The sequence below is a fragment of the Campylobacter sp. P255 genome, from assembly GCF_003627915.1.
Taxonomy (GTDB): Bacteria; Campylobacterota; Campylobacteria; order Campylobacterales; family Campylobacteraceae; genus Campylobacter_D.
Genome location: NZ_NREN01000008.1, coordinates 24,549 through 44,268 on the forward strand (window position 1 = coordinate 24,549; position 19,720 = coordinate 44,268).

Annotated in this window: 18 protein-coding genes; 6 read left to right on the forward strand and 12 right to left on the reverse strand. The window is 31.1% G+C overall.

The features are described 5' to 3' along the window. Positions 1 to 19 precede the first annotated feature (19 nt). On the forward strand, positions 20 to 1,057 hold the full coding sequence (locus CKA54_RS05220) for a c-type cytochrome (protein ID WP_120760543.1): 1,038 nt from the start codon (positions 20 to 22) through the stop codon (positions 1,055 to 1,057). Between the two features lie 20 nt (positions 1,058 to 1,077). Here CKA54_RS05220 and CKA54_RS05225 read toward each other — a convergent pair whose 3' ends face one another. Then, entirely contained in the window at positions 1,078 to 1,836 is a 759-nt protein-coding gene (locus CKA54_RS05225) for a carbonic anhydrase family protein (RefSeq protein WP_120760545.1), read from the reverse strand. Between the two features lie 51 nt (positions 1,837 to 1,887). Between CKA54_RS05225 and CKA54_RS05230 the strand changes: the two genes are divergently transcribed. Further along, entirely contained in the window at positions 1,888 to 2,337 is a 450-nt protein-coding gene (locus tag CKA54_RS05230; RefSeq protein ID WP_120760547.1) for a GNAT family N-acetyltransferase, read from the forward strand. On the opposite strand, the gene CKA54_RS05235 is transcribed toward CKA54_RS05230, so the two are convergent. The 9 genes from CKA54_RS05235 to CKA54_RS05275 form a co-directional block, all read right to left on the reverse strand. Next, positions 2,338 to 2,967 carry a protein-L-isoaspartate(D-aspartate) O-methyltransferase gene (locus CKA54_RS05235; RefSeq protein WP_120760622.1) on the reverse strand — a complete coding sequence of 210 codons (630 nt, stop codon included), beginning with the start codon at positions 2,965 to 2,967 and terminating at the stop codon, positions 2,338 to 2,340. It abuts the gene before it with no gap. Positions 2,968 to 3,056: 89 nt separating this feature from the next. Then, positions 3,057 to 4,574, reverse strand: a complete 1,518-nt coding sequence (locus CKA54_RS05240) for a disulfide bond formation protein B (protein ID WP_120760549.1) — start codon at positions 4,572 to 4,574, stop codon at positions 3,057 to 3,059. Positions 4,575 to 4,584: 10 nt separating this feature from the next. Beyond that, on the reverse strand, positions 4,585 to 4,752 hold the full coding sequence (locus CKA54_RS05245) for a dihydroneopterin aldolase (protein WP_120760551.1): 168 nt from the start codon (positions 4,750 to 4,752) through the stop codon (positions 4,585 to 4,587). Between the two features lie 124 nt (positions 4,753 to 4,876). Further along, the gene (locus CKA54_RS05250) at positions 4,877 to 5,899 is read right to left on the reverse strand and encodes a ribonucleotide-diphosphate reductase subunit beta (RefSeq protein WP_120760552.1); all 1,023 of its coding nucleotides are present in this window, start codon (positions 5,897 to 5,899) and stop codon (positions 4,877 to 4,879) included. Continuing rightward, entirely contained in the window at positions 5,896 to 6,312 is a 417-nt protein-coding gene (locus tag CKA54_RS05255; RefSeq protein WP_120760554.1) for an RDD family protein, read from the reverse strand. The genes CKA54_RS05250 and CKA54_RS05255 overlap by 4 nt, the downstream gene beginning before the upstream one ends. Beyond that, positions 6,312 to 6,920, reverse strand: coding sequence for an orotate phosphoribosyltransferase (pyrE, locus tag CKA54_RS05260; protein WP_120760556.1), 609 nt, complete (start codon positions 6,918 to 6,920; stop codon positions 6,312 to 6,314). The genes CKA54_RS05255 and pyrE overlap by 1 nt, the downstream gene beginning before the upstream one ends. A gap of 2 nt (positions 6,921 to 6,922) precedes the next feature. Continuing rightward, positions 6,923 to 7,480, reverse strand: a complete 558-nt coding sequence (frr, locus tag CKA54_RS05265; protein WP_120760558.1) for a ribosome recycling factor — start codon at positions 7,478 to 7,480, stop codon at positions 6,923 to 6,925. Positions 7,481 to 7,491: 11 nt separating this feature from the next. After that, positions 7,492 to 7,836, reverse strand: coding sequence for a preprotein translocase subunit SecG (gene secG / locus CKA54_RS05270; RefSeq protein WP_120760560.1), 345 nt, complete (start codon positions 7,834 to 7,836; stop codon positions 7,492 to 7,494). 102 nt (positions 7,837 to 7,938) lie between these two features. Next, positions 7,939 to 8,640, reverse strand: coding sequence for a Bax inhibitor-1/YccA family protein (locus CKA54_RS05275; protein WP_120760562.1), 702 nt, complete (start codon positions 8,638 to 8,640; stop codon positions 7,939 to 7,941). Positions 8,641 to 8,799: 159 nt separating this feature from the next. On the opposite strand from CKA54_RS05275, the gene CKA54_RS05280 reads away from it, so the two are divergent. After that, positions 8,800 to 9,438, forward strand: coding sequence for a carbonic anhydrase (locus CKA54_RS05280; protein ID WP_120760564.1), 639 nt, complete (start codon positions 8,800 to 8,802; stop codon positions 9,436 to 9,438). Then, positions 9,435 to 11,306, forward strand: coding sequence for a mechanosensitive ion channel family protein (locus CKA54_RS05285; protein ID WP_120760566.1), 1,872 nt, complete (start codon positions 9,435 to 9,437; stop codon positions 11,304 to 11,306). The genes CKA54_RS05280 and CKA54_RS05285 overlap by 4 nt, the downstream gene beginning before the upstream one ends. Here CKA54_RS05285 and CKA54_RS05290 read toward each other — a convergent pair. Beyond that, positions 11,303 to 11,617, reverse strand: a complete 315-nt coding sequence (locus tag CKA54_RS05290) for a hypothetical protein (protein WP_120760568.1) — start codon at positions 11,615 to 11,617, stop codon at positions 11,303 to 11,305. The two genes, CKA54_RS05285 and CKA54_RS05290, sit on opposite strands and share 4 nt — an antisense overlap. 39 nt (positions 11,618 to 11,656) lie before the next feature. Then, positions 11,657 to 12,019 carry a hypothetical protein gene (locus tag CKA54_RS05295; protein WP_120760570.1) on the reverse strand — a complete coding sequence of 121 codons (363 nt, stop codon included), beginning with the start codon at positions 12,017 to 12,019 and terminating at the stop codon, positions 11,657 to 11,659. 102 nt (positions 12,020 to 12,121) lie between these two features. Here CKA54_RS05295 and CKA54_RS05300 point away from each other — a divergent pair, with 102 nt between their 5' ends. Then, entirely contained in the window at positions 12,122 to 17,404 is a 5,283-nt protein-coding gene (locus tag CKA54_RS05300; RefSeq protein ID WP_172586671.1) for an alpha-2-macroglobulin, read from the forward strand. Then, entirely contained in the window at positions 17,401 to 19,605 is a 2,205-nt protein-coding gene (pbpC, locus tag CKA54_RS05305; protein WP_120760574.1) for a penicillin-binding protein 1C, read from the forward strand. Before CKA54_RS05300 ends, pbpC begins: the two co-directional genes overlap by 4 nt. Positions 19,606 to 19,720 lie beyond the last annotated feature (115 nt).

The following is a 19,720-nucleotide window of genomic DNA, read 5'->3' on the forward strand; positions in this document are numbered from 1 at the left end:
ATATTTAAAGGAGTTAGTGATGAAAAAAATTTTATTCTTACTAAGCTTGTCTCTTGTTTTAAATGCTAATAATATAGCAAAATACAAAGTAGGCGATGAGCTAAGCGATCAACAGGGTGTGGAGTATTTTAAAGATTTTTCAAATAGACCTATGCAACAATGGCCTAATAAAAAGCTAAGTATTGATGATGTCCCAAAGGGAAAAGAAGGTGACTTGATCCGTTATGGTATTAAGTTGTTAAAAGATACAGAGGGAACTTTGGGGCCATATGGTAGTTTGAAAATAACAAAAAATGAAGTAAATTGCGCTGCCTGTCATATGGAAGATGATGGTAATGGTTTACCGGGTACAAAAAAATACGTTATCCCATTTTTAAATGTTTTTAATAACTATCCAAAGCTTGATATTGAAACCATGAAGATTATATCTTTAGAAGATAGAATTCGTGGAATGGGTGGTGTAAATTCACATCAATTTCCAGATAATTCAAAAGAAATGAAGGCTATTTTGGCGTATTTTAAATGGCTTAAGCAAGCTTATGGTATAAAAGATGGAGTAAAACTACAAGGTGACTTCTTTGCTAAAATGAATTTTCCTAATAGAATGGCTGATCCAGTTAAAGGAAAAAAACTTTTTGATGAGAAATGTGCTGTATGTCATGGAGAAAGAGGTTTAGGACTTAAAAATGATAATTATGAAAAAGGTGGTGGTCATTTATACCCTTCATTGTTGATTTATCCAGATGGTGGACATATGGCTATGATCCCGTTTTTAGCAAGATTTTTAAAATCAACCATGCCTTTTGGGGCAAGCGCGGATAATCCTATCTTAAGCGATGATGAAGCTTTGGATATAGCAGCATATGTAAATACAGGTTTTGTAAGAATGCCTATTGTAACTACAGAAAATAGAGCAGGCCTAGATACAGCATATAGCAAATCTCCTTCGCTTAAACCAGAGTATTTTGCTTCACCGCAACAAAATTTAGATCCAAAAGAATATATTAAAGTCAAATATGGTCCTTGGAAAAATCCTAATCATTTCCCAGGAGAATAACTATAATCTAGCAAGTTATTTTACTTGCTAGAAGAATGATCGCTTTGTTTTAGTGTTTGAATTTCTTCAGTTTTAAGCTCGTTATTTTTACCCATTAGTACTTGTATTGTTTGAATTTGTTCTTTAGAGGCATGAGATGTTTCTTTTAAAACTACCCAGGTGATTTTTTGTTGACAAGGTTTGTTAAGTTTGTTTTTAAAAAGATAAAAATCGTGAGTGCTATTAGGTAGTAATTCGTTAGCATTTAAGCCTTGTACATAAAGTTTATCTCCTTCTTTTTTGGGAAAAGCACGCATGATCTTTTTGATAAAAGGATTTTCCACACCTTCTTGCAAGAATAACACAACTACAACCACATCACCTTTTTGACTAACATGGCTAAAGTGAACCTCTAAAGGGTAAGTTTTTTTGTCGATAGAGACTTTAGAGGGAGCGTGAAAGTGAAAATGTGATAGGTGGTAAATTGTGTCATTGAGCAATATATGACTTCCATTGCTAGCAAAGTGCATTTTTATGGTGTATCCATCGTTAATTAAACCAAAAGAATCGTTGGTATAGTTAAATCCCAAAGAAAGATTTTGAGAGTGTTTTGCGTTTTTGGTGTGTAAGTTGAGAAAATTTTGGTTATATCCACTCTCGCAGTAGATCCAATTTGGATCCAAATTTTTCCACTTGTCTTGATCTATAAAATTTCCATGCGAGGCGTTTTGAGGCATTTGCTCATAAGCAAAAAGCGTACTGGCTGTAAATAAACCAAAAAGTATTTTTTTAAAACTCATAATATTCCTTTTTTTGTATAATTATAAAAAAATAAATCCTATAAGAAGCTTATGTTTAAAAATAATTATATTAAAATTAAATATTTTAAAAAAATTACAGATAATATTAAGGATAAATTGATTGATATATGGGAGGATAGTGTGAAACATTCCCATGATTTTTTATCTGATTTTGATAGAGAAAAGATTAAAAATGATCTTTTAAATTCTCAAGTATTCTTTAGTTTAAATTATTTGATTTGCTATGATAAAGATGAAATGATTGGATTTTTAGCATTTGTGGATGATAAAATTGAAATGTTGTTTTTAAGGTCAAAATATTTTAACCAAGGTATAGGCACTGCTTTAATATCTAAAGCTGTAAATAATTATCATTTGAAATATGTTGAAGTAAATAAAGATAATTATAAGGCATATAAATTTTATCAGAAAAATGGTTTTTTACAAGAGAGTGAATATAAAGATGAATATGGCTTCGTTGTTTTAAAAATGAAATTTTAACTATTCTTTACCATCTTTAATAGGCACAAAAAGACATTCATCTAAGATCTCTTTTTCAATTTTTCCTTCTTTTTTTGTGAATTTAGTGATGAATTGTTGCTCACCTATTAGTAAAGGAGCGACTAAAATTCCACCGTCTTCGAGTTGATCAAACAAAATACTTGGAATATGTTCTATGTAAGCAGAAAGTAAAATTCGATCATAAGGTGCGTAATTTTTCCAACCATTTTGGCCATCATCAAATTTAACATGAATATTAGAATAATTAAGTTTTTTAAATTTTTCTATAGCGCTTATTGCAAGTTTTTCAATGCGTTCTATAGTAAATACTCTTCTTATTAACTTACTTAAAATTGCCGCTTGATACCCACTGCCACAGCCTATTTCTAAAACACTATCTGCATCTTTAAAATCAAGCGCCATAGTCATTTTGGCTACAGTTAAAGGTGAACTTATCCATTGATTACCCATTAAAGGAAGCGCATCTAGTCTATAAGCATGCATTTTCAAGGGAGAGAAAATTTCTCTAGGAGTTGAACAAAAAGCTTCGAATAATTCTTCATTGATAAAGGTGTTTTTACGAATTTCTTCTGCCATAGTTTGGCATTGTTTTTGCTCAAATAAATGAATCAATAAGCACTCCTTGAATAAAAAGTGTTATTTTATCTTAAGTTTTATTTATCTAGCTTTAAATTCTTAAGGCGTAAAACGCCTTAAGATTAATCAAGTGTATAAAGGATGTTTGCTCCATCTTGATAAGATAAGATATGCATTTTGTTATCTTTGAAGAATAAACTTCTTGCATTAGTAATGCTTTCTGGATACGCAATAGCTTCTACGATTGCTTCTTTAGCTAAGTCAATTACTGCAATTACATTGTGTTTTTTGCTTAGAGCATAAATTTTGCCATCTTTGTACGCCATTGAAGTGATGTAAAGATCACCTAAGGTTTTACCTTCTTTTAAATCAGCTTTAGGAGTAAATTCTGCCGAAAGAACTCTATCCGCTAAAGAAATTTTTGAAATAACAAAAGTTTTTGCATCTTTGTTGTTTGGAACTGTAGCGGTGTACATGTATTTGCCATCTGTTGTTGTGCTTAAGATGTGGTTGAATTTAGCTCTTACTGTGTCAATTCTACCGCGTCCTAGGTCTTTTCCTGTACCTTCAAATTTATCCGCACCCTTCATAAAATGAGCATACTGTACCGCATCATCTGCGTTAGGATTTTGTGCAAATCTTAAGAAAGTTTTGTTTGAACCCATTAAGATGTATTTGTTGTCTAAGTAAGGAATGATACTTACGATAGGATTAATTGTTGCTGAGTAGTAAGGATCTAAAAGAAAATCAGTTTTAATACTGAAGTTGTCATCTAAGAAAAATACTTCCCATTTTGAACTTGCAACATATTCTCCATGAATGTAATCAAGTGTATTGATTGCTTTTGGAAAATCGATTTTTGTTTCGCTTGTGATTTTTAAAGTACCATTGATATTTGCAAATGGAGCATTGCTTGTGTTGTTGTCAAATTTGATACCAAGTTTTTCACTTGCAGGTGCAAAAGCAAAGTCAGGATCTTTTACATCGCGTGGTCCAAGTACAGAGAAGCTTTTCCAACTTTTGCTCCAGCCAGAGTCAGACCAAATGATGTATTTTGGATTTAAGCTAAAACGAACAGGATCACCTTGCCCGCTGTATGGAACAGGACCAGTACTTACAAAAGCTTGGAATATATTTGAAGCTACAATAAATGCAACAATAACCATAGCAGCTAGATTAAATTTGGTTAATTTTCTATAGCTAGCACCTTCCATTTCTTTTTCAAAAGAAGCAAATTTTGGTGCAAATGCAAAAATAACACCTAGTAGTAAAACTACAGCCCAAAATACTACTTCAGCCCAAAAATAAGTATGTAAACCAAAAATAGGTAAACCAAAACCTTGATCAAGATCACGATGTGCGTGCCAGCTTATGTGGTTGAATGATTGCCATAAACCAAATGCTGTTGCGATTAAAAGAAAAGCTAAAAATTTACCTTTTATACCATAGCGAACGATAAATAAAGCCGCTACACCGATAAAAATCATAGATTCTCTTTGCCCCCAACACGATGTACAAGGACTATCCCCTAGCATATATCCAAAAATTAGATTTGCAGTTCCAACAGGCATTAAAATCACTAAAAAGCCTGCCATGCACATTAAAAAATAAAAGAATTTAGTTTTGTTAATATCACACATGTTTGCCACCTTATAGATTCATTAGGCCTAAAATTGCGCCTGATTTACGACCTAAATAGTCAAATACCATAATAGCCCATGAAATTATAAGTATTGAAAAAGCAAGTTTTTCTTTTTCAGGTTTAACTATCATGAGAACTATGGCGATGAAGATTAACAAAAGTTCTAAAAACTCCATAATTACCCCTTTATTAAAAAATAAAACCAAGAATTATACAAAAAAATATTAAATGAATAAAAAATATTAAATAAAAGTAGAGAAATTATTTAATAAAAATATACAACAAGAGAAGTTTTGTGACTTAGAAGTCATCAAAACTCAAGCTTCCTTTGGAGTAGTTTGTAACCTTACTTTCAAAGAAATTACTTTTTTGATCGTTAAATTTAGAAAAATCATCAACCCATTTAATCGGGTGTTTAGCATTGTAAATTTTATCTAAATTAATAGCAGTAAGCCTTTGATCAACAAGATAGTGAATGTACTCTTCTATAATATCATCTGTAAAGCCCATGATTTGATTTTGAGTGATGTATTTACCCCATTTGATTTCAAGTTCACCTGCTTTTTTAAACATATCATAGATTTTGTTTACATTGGTATCGTTAAACAAATCAGGTCTTTCTTTACGAACCGAGTTGATCATATTTTGGAATAAAAGCAAATGTGTGATCTCATCTCTTTGTATAAAACGAATCATTTGCGCTGAACCTAGCATCTTTCCTGCGCGTGCAAGGGCATAAATAGCAGTAAAACCACTATAAAAATACACCCCTTCTAGAATTTGATTTGCCACCATGGCGAGCAAGAGCTTGTTATCATCTACTTCTCCAGCCAATTCTTCATAGATACTCGAAATAAAATCGTTCTTTTCTCTTAAAGTTTCATCGTGCTTTTCCATCTCATAGATTAAATCTGTGTTTTCGCAAATAGCCTCTACCATAACAGCATAAGACTTAGAGTGATTTGCCTCTTCATAAGCTTGTCTTGCTAAAACTGCATTAATTTCAGGTGCTGTGATATATGGGTTGATATTATCAGCAAGATTGTTGGTTTGAAAGCTATCCATTGAGATGAGTTGAGACCAAACTAAATCATACATTCTTTTTTCAGCACTTGTGAGATTACAGCGATAATCCAATGCATCTTTGGTTGTATCTACTTCTTTAGGAAACCAAGTATTAGCTTCCATTAAATCCCAAAGTTTTAAAGCCCAAGTGTATTTTGCCTTAGTAAAATTTAAAATACCATGAGGATTGCCGTTAAAAACTTTTCTATCATTTAGAGTTTCGTTTGATTTTGGATTATAAATTCTTTTTCTATTCATTTTTCTACCTTTGTAACAATCGCACTTTGACTTAAAATATCATGTAAAGCTAAGCTATCTTTTCTTAAAAAACTTACCAAAAAGCCAATCAAAAAGCCAAAGCTTACAACAAAAAAAATATAACGCAAGAGTATTCTAAAAAAATTAAGCTTGTGGCCATTTTTAAGATCCACTAAGTATAAATCATAAGCTTTAAGACCGGGGCTTTGAGCTTTTTTGGTTAAAAATAAAGCTTGTAAGATACCAAAAATCAAAGAACATAAAAAAATTATAAATTGATTATTTAAAAAGGCTTCTTTAGAGCCAAGAGTAAAATAAAATAAGTACAAAATAGGCACATAAAGCAAAAATAGATCAATCAAAAAGGCTTTAAATCTAAGCCAACGAGTGGCTATTTTTGCTTTAGCTTTCATTAGTTTCCACGACTACCAGGTTTGATAGCTTGAGTGCCTTTTTCGCAAAGTGGACAAGCATTTGCTTCATAGATATCAAATTCGAAATTTCCTAATGCAAATAATGGTAAATTTTCAGGTAATTTTGCATTTTCTTTTCTTGGATTGTTTAAATTTTTTACTGCACAAAAACCACGGTTTGCTAAAGCTGCAAAACCTACTACCTCTCCACCTAAACTTTCAATAATTTTTGCACTTTCAAGTGCAGATCCACCTGTTGTGATGATGTCTTCACAAACAATGAATTTTTCACCCTTTTTTACTTCAAAACCGCGTCTAAGACTCATCACTCCTTCTACGCGTTCAGTAAAGATAAAGCGCTTGTTGCAAGCCCTAGCAAGCTCATATCCTGCTAAAATTCCACCCAAAGCAGGAGAACAGATGCTATCAAAGTTGATATTAAAACTTGCAATTATTTTTGCAAGCTCATCGCAAAGCTCACCTGCAAGTTTTGGATTTTCTAAAACTTTAGCACTTTGAAGATAAAACTCAGAATGCTTGCCCGAGCTAAGCAAAAAATGTCCTTGTAAATACGCCCCGCAATCTTTGTAAATTTGTTCTAAATTCATTATCAAACCTTTAAAAGTTCTACTTCTTTATTTTTTACTAGTTCATCTACTTTAGCAGTGTAGTTGTCGGTTTGTTTTTGAACTTCATCGTAAGCTTTTTTTGCTTCATCTTCAGAAATTGCTTTGTCTTTTTCTAGTTTTTTAACCGCATCATTTGCATCTTTTCTAATGTTTCTAATCGCTACTTTAGCTTTTTCTCCCATAGCTTTAGCGTTTTTTGCATTTTCTTCTCTTTGTTCTCTTGTCATAGGAGGGAAGAATAATTTCACACTTTCGCCATCGTTGTTTGGATTTACTCCGATATTAGCCGCAGCTATTGCGCTTTCTATAGCTTTAAGCATAGATTTTTCCCAAGGAGTAATACTAATGGTTGAAGCATCAGTGGCTAAAACAGTTGCAACTTGATTAAGTGGAGTTGCGCTACCGTAGTAATCTACATGGATATGATCTAGTATGTTAATGTTTACTTTGCCTGTTCTTATGGTGGTAAAATCTTTTTTCAAGGCCTCTAGACTTTTATCTGATTGTTGTTTTTGTTTAGCATAAATTTCATTGAGCATAGTTTGTCCTTTTATTTGCTAGTGTTGGTTTCGCTTGTTGGTGCACTTGGTGCCACTGGAATGTTAGTGGTATTTGCTTCAGGTGCTTTTGGTAAAATTTGTTCAGCTTTTTCAGCTAATGAATTAGAATTAGTGTTATTATACATATAGCTTAAAGCAACTGTGTTGGCGATTAGTAAAATACCCATTACAAAAGTAAATTTTGCTAAAAACCCAGCAGGACCTTTTGCGCCAAATAAGCTTTCATTACTTCCGCTATATGCTCCAAGTCCTATACTTGAACTTTTTTGTAATAAAACAGCGATACAAATGATTACAACTATTGCAAATTGCAAAATAATTAAAAGAGTAGTCATGAATTTTCCTTATTGAAAATAAAATGAGTATTTTAACTTAAAAAGTTTGATAAAAACTTGAAAGAGGTAAAGAAATTTTGCGAGAAAAAATCTCGCAAAAAATTATCTACTGTTAAAGCTTCTTAAAATATTAAGAAGAGAAATGAAAAGGTTGATAAAATCTAGATAAAGCGCAACAGCACCTTCGATTGGTGTTTCGTAGTTTCCTCTAATGATGTTTTGAGTATCATAAAGAATGTAAAAAGAAAACAAAATCGCACCTATACCAGAAATCGCTAAACTTAAAAGCGAGCTTTGGAAAAAGATGTTAATTAAAGAAGCCACCACAATAACGATTAGAGCTACAAAAAGCATTTTTCCCATCATGGTGAAGTCTTTTTTTGTATTCATAGCAAATATGCTTAAAGCACCAAAAGCTACTGTAGTTAAAGCAAAAGCTTGCGCAATAATGCTAGCTCCAGCAGGTAGGGCTAAAACTGAATATAAAAGCGGTGTTAAAGTAAGACCTGAAACAAAAGTAAAGGCAAAAAGTAAAACCAAATTAAGCGGAGCTTCTCTTTTTTTCCATTGTAGCGCAAATAACAATCCAATTTCTACAATGAATAAAATCCAAAAAGTTGCTTGAGATTGTGCAAACAAATGCGCTAGAGCAAAAATTCCTATATAAGCACCGGCTGTTGCAGCTAAGAGTGAAGCAGCAAAAAGCTGATAAGTTTGTTTTATAAAAATGCTTAAATCACTTCTAGCATAACCTTCAAATTCTTGAGTTTTAGAGTTAGAATAATCTCTATCATAAAGACTCATTAAAATCCTCCAATAATTTTTAAAACTAAAATTTACAAAAAAAAGATAAACGAAAGATTAAAAGTGCATAAAAATAAAATAAAAAATAAATTTGTGGATTTATTTTAAGTAAAAATAATTTAGTATAATGTTTTATTAAAATCAAAAAAGGACTTTTTCTTGAAAGACTTGATCGAAGGTGCTTTGAAATTCATGCAAGAGGATTTTAAAGAGCATGCAGAACTTTTTGAAAGTTTGAAAAACAAGCAAAATCCGCACACTCTTTTTATAGGTTGTGCAGATTCTAGGGTTATACCTAATTTAATCACCAATACAGGTCCAGGTGAGCTTTTTGTTGTAAGAAATATAGGCAATATCGTTCCACCATATAGAGTAGGAGATGATTTTTTAGCAACAACTTCTGCTATTGAGTATGCTTTTAATTCTTTACATATTAAAAATATCATCGTATGTGGACATAGCAACTGTGGGGGTTGTGCAGCTTTATACGCAAGCGAGGGTGATTTAAAAACAATGCCTAATGTAAAAAAATGGCTTACTTTGCTTGAGCCTATAAAGCATAAGGTTTTAAAAATAGCGGGTGAAGATATTGCTATGCGAGCGTGGATGACTGAAAAAATGAATTTGGTCAATTCTTTGCAAAATTTGTTAACTTATCCGGGCGTGGAAGAAGCTTTAAACAAAAAAGAAATCGAACTCCACGCTTGGTATTACATCATAGAAACAGGCGAAATTTACGAATATGACTTTAATTTCGAAAATTTTGTTTTAATTCAAGAAAGGATAAAAAAAGCATGAAAAAAATATTTTCCATTGTTTTGTTGGTTTTATTTTTTAATACTTTATATGCACAAGAAAAAAACCCTTTAGAAAATAAAGATAGTATTTTTGCTTTGGTGCAAAATTACATTGATCTTAATTTGCTTTTGGAGAGTTTTAAAAATAGTGACACCAATAGTAGTGAATTTCAAGGCAATATTAAAGAGATAGAAAGACAAAAAAATGCTATTTTAACTACTTTGCCTTTGAAAATAGTTTCACAAAAAATCGATGATGAGGAGGCGAAGGAATTTTTAAAGACAAAAAGCAAGCTTCAAAAAAGCGTAGAAAATGCTCAAGCTCGTAAAAAATACTATGAGTATGTTGATAGCAAAATCAAGCTATTGAGTTTAACTTCTGCGGAGCATTTTTATCTTTGTATTTTTGAACTTGAGAAAGTATTCATACAAGGTGCGCAAAGTCAAGAGATTAAAAATATCATCGATAAAAGCATTGATTCACTAAAAGAAGATATGGTGTTTAATTTTACTTTAGATAAAGAAAATATCAATGATATTATTCAACTTAGAACTTTAGAAAATAATGAAAATGAGCTTAGAAACACCATTAAATCTTACAATGAAATTTTGGCGTATTTAAGAAATAATGCAAGTTTGCTCGAAACTAATTTTTTATTTACAGGTTTGGGTTTGCAAAATGCGATTAATTATATCAATGAAAAAACTACTGTAACTAGAGTAAATGTTGGTAAGATTGTTATTTCTATCGCAGTGATTATTTTCTTTTATTCGTTGAAATTTTATCTTGCGAAAATTTTGTATTTTATCTTGATCCATTTATTTGGTAAAAAGTCAGAAAATTTAGAAATAAAAACACATTTTCTTGAAAAACTTCGAGGGCCTGTAGGTTGGTTTTTATTTGCATATGCAGTGGGAATTTGTTTTACTATTTTTTACTATCCAGCACCTGTGGATATAAGAATTGGCAATATCTTGTCTATTATATATACCATACTTACTGCTTGGCTTGTGATTAATATTTTTGATAGTTATGGCATGGTGATTGTTGCAAAGCTTGCTGAAAAAAGTGGCAAGCGTGAAGTGGTAAATTTGATTATTAAAATTTTATATTTTATTATTATAGTTATTGCTGCTTTGTTTGTTTTATCGCATTTGGGTTTTAATATTTCTGCTTTGATTGCTTCTTTGGGTATAGGTGGTTTGGCTGTGGCGTTGGCAGCTAAAGACATCATAGCAAATTTCTTTGCTTCTGTGCTTTTACTTTTTGATAATAGTTTTAATCAAGGCGATTGGGTGGAAATTTCAGGTATAGAAGGAACTATCGTTGAGATTGGACTTAGAAAAACTACTATTAGAACTTTTGATAATTCATTGGTGTTTTTACCGAATTCAACCATCATGGGAACAAATATCAAAAATTGGAGCAAAAGAAAAATTGGACGTCATGTGAAGTTGTTTATTGGTGTAACCTATGATGCAACACCTGAGCAACTTGAGCAATGTGTAGAAGACATAAGGTATTTACTAGCAACAAGTCCTTTGATTGCGCAAGTAGATGATAGCGCTTTAAATCATGGCGGCACACGTGCAAAATATAGACAAAACTTAGTATCAGTAAATGATCTAGAAGGGTATAAGAATAACACCTATGTTGCAGTAAGTGGATTTAGTGCAAGTTCTATTGATATAGAAGTGTATTTTTACACTAAAGCAGTAGATGCAGGTGGTTTTAGAGAGGCAAGACAAAGTATTTTACTTGAGTTGATGAAAATTGTAGAAAGAAACAAACTAAGCTTTGCATTCCCTTCACAAAGTCTTTATATTGAAAAAATTTCCAAAGAACAAAAAGAAGAGCTTTTAGCTTAATAAGCTCTTCTTTTATTATCGCATTCTACAATCACTTTATCTGCGATAATAATACTGCCATTTTTCTTCCCGCTGATTTTAACTGTACTTCCTATTTTTAATTCTTGTGTGTTAGCTTGCTTTTTGTTGCTTCCAAAAATTCCGCAACTATAAATTGTGATTTGAGTTTGGGGTAATATAGTAATGATTAAATTATTATCAAAGCTTGTTTGTAAGCTTATGCTGTGTTTGGAGGTATGTTTTAAGATACCTTGAATTTTATAAGCAAATGAAAAGGTGCTAGCAAGGAATAACACCAATAAAAAGCGCATTACAATAACTCCTTTTTAGAAGTTATTGTAGCAAAGATTTTAGTAAGCTCTTTTTTTACATTCAATTTTAATCTCTTTGGCAGTTATGTTTTGTACCTGATTTGGTGTTTGTGGATTTGGCATAGTTTGAGCATATCCATGGAATACTTCAGCCTCTATAAAAGTACCTACTTTTAAATCTCTAAAAGTACCGTATTTGTCCATACCAAAAATACCACAATCATCCATATCAATTTCTGTATTTGGTAGAATTTTGATATTCATTTTTTGACCATAAGTTGTGTCGATTAAAATCGTTTTTGCACCATCATTTACATCTACAATTACACCATAAATTCCATCTGCATAAACAGCACTTGAAAGACCTAAAACTGTTAATAAGGTAGCAATTTTCTTTTTCATTTTTTCTCCTTTGTTTTTATGCGAGAATTATATAATTTTTTAAGTGAAGCAAGAGTGAATTTGGATATAATTTGCAAAATTTACTTTACTTTAAGGACGGTTATGAAAAGATTTTTATATGGTTTAATGATATTTTTTATAGCAATTTTTACTACTGCATGCTCTAAAAGCGAAGAAAAAAATTCGATGATAAGAGCTTATGGTTTTGATGAAAACTCCCAAAGTATTTTTATAGAATTTAATACCAATATCACAAATCAAGAGCTAGGTGTTATTAAAGAAAGAGAAGTTGTGGTTAATGGTCAAACAATTAAAGCTAAATATACACTTGAACATCCAAAAAGATTGGATATTTTTATCCCGCTAAGAGCAAATCAAAAATACGATGTAATGATAGATCTAAACGATATATTAAAAGGCGAAACAATAAAACTAAACTTTCAAACTCCATATGAAAAATTAGACATTAAGGGGTATTTTCAAAATATATCTAATGATGAAAGCGTATTGATTTTAAATTTGCAAAGTTATTATGTGTTTGATGAGGATATATTGCGTAAAGCACTTCAAATACACGCAGAAAATCAAAATATAACAATAGATCAAATTGTAATCCAAGATAACATGGCGAGTATATATTCTAAGCCTTTAAAAAGCCAAAACACTAATACAAATATAAAAGTTTTGTTTGATAAAGCAGTTTTGGGCTTGGAAAATAATATCAAATATGAATGTATTTTGCTAGCAAAAAGCGATTTTGTCTTTCAAGGCGCAAATATAGCAAATAAAAACATAGAATTGCTTTTTTCTCAAAATGTTTCGCAAGATCAAAATTTAAAAGACTTGATTTTTGTTTCTCCTGAAGTAGATTTTAAGGCATTAGCTTATGGTAATAAAATTAAACTTATAGGAGCATTTGTTCCAAATAAAGACTATGAAATTCAAATAGCTCAAGGCATTAAAAGCGAAAGCGGTGTTAACACTAAGCAAAACTTTAAAGCCAAAGTAAGTCTTAAAGACTATGAGCCAGCTATAAGTTTTTCAAATCAAGGAGTTTTTTTATCTAGTAAAGCAAGTAAAAAAATTGCCTTTAAAACTTTAAACGTAAAAAAAGTTCATTTAGAAGTTTGGCAAGTTTTTTCAAATAATTTAAGTGAGTATTTAAGGTATAAAAACTTGCAAGGTTTTAAAAATGTAAGCGATTATGATAGTGATATATTTTCAGAGAGTGATTATACCAGCGAAGTAGTGCTTAAGAGAGATTTTGATATCGAATATAGTAAAAACGAATGGCAAGAAAGCGAAATAGTATTAGATGCTTTAAAAGATTTGAGTGGAGTTTTTATTGTTAAGTTGTATTTTAAAGAAGAAGATGTAGATTATGTTTTTGATGAGGATATGGAAAGTTGGAAAAAGTATAGATTTTTTGATCAAAAAGCAAAAGTGAGTAAAAATTTAATTTTTTCTGACATAGCGCTCATTGCTCAAAGTTTAGATAAAAAACTTATTGTAGATGTTAGAAATTATACCAACCAAAAGCTTTTAAGTGGAGTTAAGGTTGATGTGATTAGTAAAAATAATCAAATTCTAGCTTCTAAAATAAGCAATGAAGACGGTTTAGCTATTTTTGAAAATATAGACAAATCAAAAGCCTTGTTTGTGATCGCATCAAAAGACAAACAAGCTTCTATTTTGCGTTTAAGTTCTCCTTTGCTTTATGATGGCTTTGATGTAGATGGATTGGAGTTAAACTCACAGAATAAAGTTTTTATTTATACCGAAAGAGGGGTGTATAGACCAGGTGATGATATACACTTAAACATGGTTGCAAGAAATGACAAAGGCGTGCTTAAGCACCCGATATCTTTAAGTTTTTTTGATCCACAAAATAAAAAAATTCTTGATAAAATCAAACTACTTCCTTTGAGTAATGGAACTTTTTATAAAAAAATCACTCTTAGCCCGCAAGCTCCAAGTGGAATTTATTTAGCTAGGGTTGAATTTGCTGATTCAATTTTTGATAAAGAAATTTTGGTGCAAAATATCATTCCAAATCGTATAAAAGTGAGTTTGCAAACGGAAAAAGAAACTAAAAACAAAGATCAGTTGGATTTTAATCTAAGCTCTAGATATCTTTTTGGAAGTCCTGCTAGTGCTTTGAATTTCCAAGCATCTTTGTTGGTTCGCAAACAAGAATATCGCAATTTAAAATACCCTAATTATGTTTTTTCTAACCCTAGTGTACTCATGCAAACTTATAGTGACAATATAGAAGGTGTTTTAGATGAAAAAGGGCAAGAAAAAGGTGTTTTTGTTTTAAAAGAATTTTTGAAAAATGCACCGTATAATCTAGAAGCTTCAATTCAAGCAAGGGTTTTTGAAAAAGGTTCTAGATCAGCAGAAGCAAGCTCAAAAACCCAAATTATCTTGCATGATGATTTTGTAGGATTAAAACGCTTAGAAAATCGTTATCTAAACTCAAATTCAATAATTAATTTCGAAGCCATTGTGAGTGATTTAAACGAAAAGCTAATTTCAAATAGAGAAATCAAATACACTATTTATGCAAATAGCTATTCATGGTGGTGGGATTATGATAATTATGATGATTTTTTAAAATCGTTAAAAAAAGACAAAAATACGCAAGTAGTAGCACAAGGAGTGGTTTTAAGTGAAAACAAACCAGTTAAAATTGAATTTGATCCAAAAGATTATCACGGTGAGATGTTTATAGAGCTTGAGGATATACAAGGAAAGACAAGCACGGGAGAATTTTTTTATGTAAATAGTTTTGGAGCCCCGAGTAATGCAGATATTGTAAGTTCTTTAAAAATAAAAAGTGATAAAAAAGAATACAATCCAAATGATATTGCCGTGGTAGAGTTTGAAAGTGTCAAAGGTGCAAAGGCTATTGTAACTTTAAATGACAATACAAAAATTCTAAAGCGTTTTGTAATCAATACACATGAAGATACCACCAAGGTTGAAATTCCTATCTTAAAAGAATATACACCTAATGTGTATGTTAGTGTTATTTTGCTTCAAGATTACAACCAATATGTAAACGATAGAGCTTTAAGGCTTTTTGGTGTACTTGCTTTAAAAGTAGCGGATGAGCAAAGTAAAATTAAGTTAGATATAAAAGCACCTAGTAAAGTTTTACCAAAGCAAGATTTTGAAGTAGAAATTCAAAGCGAAAATAAACAAAAATACACTTATACTATAGCGATTGTTGATGAGGGTTTATTAGATGTTAATGCGTTTAAAACGCCAGATATTTGGGAGTATTTTTATCAAAAAATTCGTTTTAATATGAGCATATATGATACTTATGACAAAATCATTGCTAAAAATACTTCAGATATTGCAAAGGTATTGACTACAGGCGGTGATGTTTTATTAAGTTCAAGAGCGGAAAAAAGCAAAAACGATGAAAAAGCACGACGCTTTAAGCCGGTTGTTTTGTTTCAAGAGCCAATGCAAAGCGATGAAAATGGCTACGCAAAAGTAAAATTTAATATGCCTTCTTATTTGGGTTCGCTTCGGGTTATGGTAGTGGCAAACAATGATGTGGGTTTTGGAAGTGCTGATAAAAATATACAAGTTAGCGCACCTGCTGTAATGCTTGAAACTTTACCAAGATCCTTAAGAATTAATGATGAATTTAAATTTTTGGTACAAGTGTTTAAAGTAGATGATGATGTGCAAAGTGCAACACTTAAACTCAATGCTAAAAATTCTCTCATAAATTTTGATAAAAACGAAATTAAGATTGATTTTAAAGGTGAAAAAACCAAAGATATTTACATCAATGCAAAAGTAAATGCAAGTAAGATCGGAGTAGAAGAAATACAACTTAGCTTGAATGCAAAAAATTATACTTATACTCAAAATACTCAAATTGACATTAAGGCTTTAAATACCATCACGTATGAGGGAAATTCTTACAAAATTCCCGCCAATAGCTCTATGAAATTTGAAATCAAAGATGATTATATAAACCCAGTGGCATTTTTAAGTGTGAGTTCTAAGCCTATTTTAAATATAAATCATAGATTAAAGTATTTACAACATTATCCTTATGGTTGTATAGAGCAAAGCACTTCAGCGGTTTTACCACAACTTTTTTTGCAAAAGCTTGATCAGGGAGCAAATGAACAAAAAAATATCAACAATATTAATGCGCTATTGGGAAAATATGCAAATTTTCAAACAGCAAATGGTGGGTTTGCTTATTGGCAAGGGCTTAAAGACTCTGATGCATGGGGAAGCAATTATGCGGGTATGTTTATGATATTGGCTAAAGAAAGAGGCTATTATGTAAGCGATGGAATGTTTAAAGCATGGTTAGATTATGAAAAAAAATACATTCAAAATACAAGTAATAAAAACATTAGAATCAATTCTTTATATTTGCTTGCTTTAGCCAAGGAGCCAAATTTAAGCATTATGAATGCTATTTATGAAGATGAAGCGTATATGAAGAGTTTGGATAGTGTAAGTCTTTGGCAACTTGGTGCAGCATATAAATTAGCAGGCTTTGATGAGGTGGCGTTAAATATAGCACAACAATTAAGCACAAAACCTGATAATAAAGATAGCTATGCTGATACTTATGGGTCTTTTTTAAGAGATGAAGCGATTATTGCAAATGCATATAAAATAATCTATGATAAAAATAACGATGTATTGTTAGATGATATTAAAAAAACTTTAGAAGGTCATGCCTGGCTTAGCACTCAAAGCATAGGCTATGCTTTATATGCTTTGGCTAATAGTTTTGATGATAATGTCTCTAAAACCATTAAAGCAAAATTAACAATCAACCATGAAAATCAAAAGCTTGATTCATCTTTTGCAAAATTTGAATTTAACCAAGGTAGTGCTTTGATAGAGGCTAAAGAAGACACTTATGTGCATTTTGGCATAGAAGGCGTTAAAAAGGGTATTGCTGAACCTTTTAGACAGCGTATAGATATAGAAAGAAGTTTCTATGATGAAAATGGCAATACAATCGATGAAAGTACGATTAAAAGCTCTCAAATTTTCTATATGAAATTAAAAATTTCTAACAAAAACTATCCAGGCACTTCTCATTTTGCATTAACTCAAATTTTACCAAGTGGGTGGGAGGTCGTGCATGATCTTTTGGGAGAAGATACTCCCGATTTTGTAAGAAATTCTTACTATGACTTTATGGATATAAGAGATGATAAAATTATGTATTTCTTTCCTTTACATCATGATGAAACTAGAGAGTTTTTTGTAAAATTAAGTGCTATAATCCCAGGTGTATATACTTTAAGTGGGGCTTATGCTGAGGCAATGTATGATGATGCTTATAAGGCTTTAAGTGAGAGTAAAAGAGTTAAAGTGGTGCAGTGAAAGTCAAAATAAGCCTTGCATTATGTGTTTTAAGCCTGTGTTTTTATATAGGTTTGGTTTATTTTAGTTTTGATAGCAAGGATTTGTTTAAAGGGACTTATAGTAAGGTTTTGTTGGATAAAAACAAAGAGCTTCTTAGTGTGTTTTTAGATCCTAATGAACAGTGGCATCTAGAAAGTGAATTTATACCACAAAAACTAAAAAGCGCGGTGGTTTTATATGAAGATAAAAACTTTTACTCTCATTATGGGGTGGATTTTTTAGCGCTTGTAAGAGCATTTAAAAATAATCTTTTTTCAAGCAAAAGAAGTGGTGCAAGCACCATTTCTATGCAGACTATTAAACTTTTAGAGCAAAATAAACGTACATATTTTAATAAATTTAATGAAGTTATCAAGGCTTTTGCTTTAGAAAGTTTTTATAGTAAAGATGAAATTTTAAGACTTTATTTGAATAATGCTCCTTATGGTGGAAATCTAGTTGGTGTCGCAAGTGCTGGTTTATTTTACTTTGAAAAAGATTTAAAAAACCTCACTTGGAGCGAAGCGGCTTTGCTTGCGGTGCTTCCAAATAATCCTGGTTTGATTAATCTTGAAAAAAATAAAGATAAGCTTTTGAAAAAACGCAATGCCTTGCTTGATAGACTTTTCAAAAAAGGGTATTTTTCTCAAGACATTTTAAATCTCGCAAAGGCGGAAAAACTTCCCACTTTTAAACCAAGAAAAAACATAGCAGCTCATTTAGCCCGAAGACTTTTAGTCAACAAGGAAAGAGTTGTTTCGAGTATAGATAAAAACATTCAAATTCGGTTTGAAGATAAAGCGAAAGAGTATGCATACAAACTGCAGCAAAAAGGTATAAAAAATTTAGCCATCTTGCTTGCTGATACTAAAAGCGGTAAAATTTTAGCTTATGTGGGTTCGAATGATTTTTATGATTTTGAAAATTTTGGTCAGATTGATGGAGTCATAGCAAAACGCAGCGTCGGATCTGTTTTAAAACCATTGCTTTTTGCTTTTGCTATAGATGAGGGGCTTATAGTGCCTGATTCTTTATTGCTTGATGTGCCTACACTTTTTTCTAATTTTGCACCGCAAAATGCAAATAAAAAATACCATGGTTTAATTAGCGCAAGAGAATCTTTACAAAAGTCACTTAATATTCCTTTTGTAAATTTGCTTTTAGAGTATGGTTATGAAAAATTCTTTTTTAAACTCAAAGATATTTTAAAATTTAATGATGATAATTTTAAAAAATACGGACTTTCTTTAATTTTAGGGACAAAAGAATTTAGCTTGGAGGATATGCTTAAACTTTATTTGGGGATTGGAAATTATGGAACTTTTAATGAGCTTTTATACGAAGAAAATGCTTATCATAAAGAAAGCAAAAAAATAATCAGTAGCGGTGCTAGTTTTTTAACCTTGCAAGTTTTAAAAGGCTTAGATAGAGCAGGGTTAAAGCAATATGATTCTAACATAGTTGTATCGTGGAAAACTGGTACAAGCTATGGTAGAAAGGATGCATGGGCTATAGGAACATCTCCAAAATACACTTTAGGTGTTTGGGTGGGTAATTTTAGTGGCGAAGCAAATGCAAATTTATATGGAGTGAGTGTTGCAGGCGAGTTATTTTTCGAGCTTTTATCTTTGCTTGATGATATGAATTTGGAGTTTGATCAACCTGGTGATTTGATTTCGATCAAGATAGAAAATCAAACAGCTTATCGATATAAGCATGGTTTTGGTTACAAAGAAGTGCTTTATCCTCAAAGTGCTAATGTGTTAAGAGTTTCTCCGCTATTAAAAGAAGTATTTGTATATAATGGAAAAGAAGTTAATTCCTTGGATAAGGACTTTATTTATGCAAAGAAAAAGGTCATTTTAAATTTGCCTTCAAACGCACAATCATTTTTTGCAAAAGAAAAACAAACCATTCAAAATACAAGTGAAAAATTTAAAATTTTATATCCATTGAATCATTTAAACATCGTTTTGCCTAAAGATTTCAAGCAAAAACAAAAATTGATTGTAAAACTTTTTAACCCAAAAAAAGAAAAATTATTTTGGTATTTAAATCAGGAGTTGATTCATGAAGGCTCAGAGGATTTTTTATCTTTAGATTTAAAAAAAGGTAAATATAGTCTTAATATAATTGGTCAGAGTGGAGTTAGTGATTTTGTAATATTTAATATATATTAAATAAGATTACCATAATTTATTTTATAAAAAACTCATTCCCCCCCCCCCATTTTATCACTATTTGAGACAAAATATATTTTTTATTTTGTTTATTTTTAAAAATAAACAAAAAAAT

Coding starts and splice junctions, on each gene's coding strand:
- CKA54_RS05250 (WP_120760552.1), bottom strand. CDS start 5,899: ATGAATAGAAAAAGAATTTATAATCCAAAATCAAACGAAACTCTAAAT.
- frr (WP_120760558.1), bottom strand. CDS start 7,480: ATGCTCAATGAAATTTATGCTAAACAAAAACAACAATCAGATAAAAGT.
- CKA54_RS05240 (WP_120760549.1), bottom strand. CDS start 4,574: ATGTGTGATATTAACAAAACTAAATTCTTTTATTTTTTAATGTGCATG.
- CKA54_RS05295 (WP_120760570.1), bottom strand. CDS start 12,019: ATGAAAAAGAAAATTGCTACCTTATTAACAGTTTTAGGTCTTTCAAGT.
- pyrE (WP_120760556.1), bottom strand. CDS start 6,920: ATGAATTTAGAACAAATTTACAAAGATTGCGGGGCGTATTTACAAGGA.
- CKA54_RS05300 (WP_172586671.1), top strand. CDS start 12,122: ATGAAAAGATTTTTATATGGTTTAATGATATTTTTTATAGCAATTTTT.
- CKA54_RS05255 (WP_120760554.1), bottom strand. CDS start 6,312: ATGAAAGCTAAAGCAAAAATAGCCACTCGTTGGCTTAGATTTAAAGCC.
- CKA54_RS05220 (WP_120760543.1), top strand. CDS start 20: ATGAAAAAAATTTTATTCTTACTAAGCTTGTCTCTTGTTTTAAATGCT.
- CKA54_RS05230 (WP_120760547.1), top strand. CDS start 1,888: ATGTTTAAAAATAATTATATTAAAATTAAATATTTTAAAAAAATTACA.
- secG (WP_120760560.1), bottom strand. CDS start 7,836: ATGACTACTCTTTTAATTATTTTGCAATTTGCAATAGTTGTAATCATT.
- CKA54_RS05245 (WP_120760551.1), bottom strand. CDS start 4,752: ATGGAGTTTTTAGAACTTTTGTTAATCTTCATCGCCATAGTTCTCATG.
- CKA54_RS05275 (WP_120760562.1), bottom strand. CDS start 8,640: ATGAGTCTTTATGATAGAGATTATTCTAACTCTAAAACTCAAGAATTT.
- CKA54_RS05225 (WP_120760545.1), bottom strand. CDS start 1,836: ATGAGTTTTAAAAAAATACTTTTTGGTTTATTTACAGCCAGTACGCTT.
- CKA54_RS05290 (WP_120760568.1), bottom strand. CDS start 11,617: ATGCGCTTTTTATTGGTGTTATTCCTTGCTAGCACCTTTTCATTTGCT.
- CKA54_RS05285 (WP_120760566.1), top strand. CDS start 9,435: ATGAAAAAAATATTTTCCATTGTTTTGTTGGTTTTATTTTTTAATACT.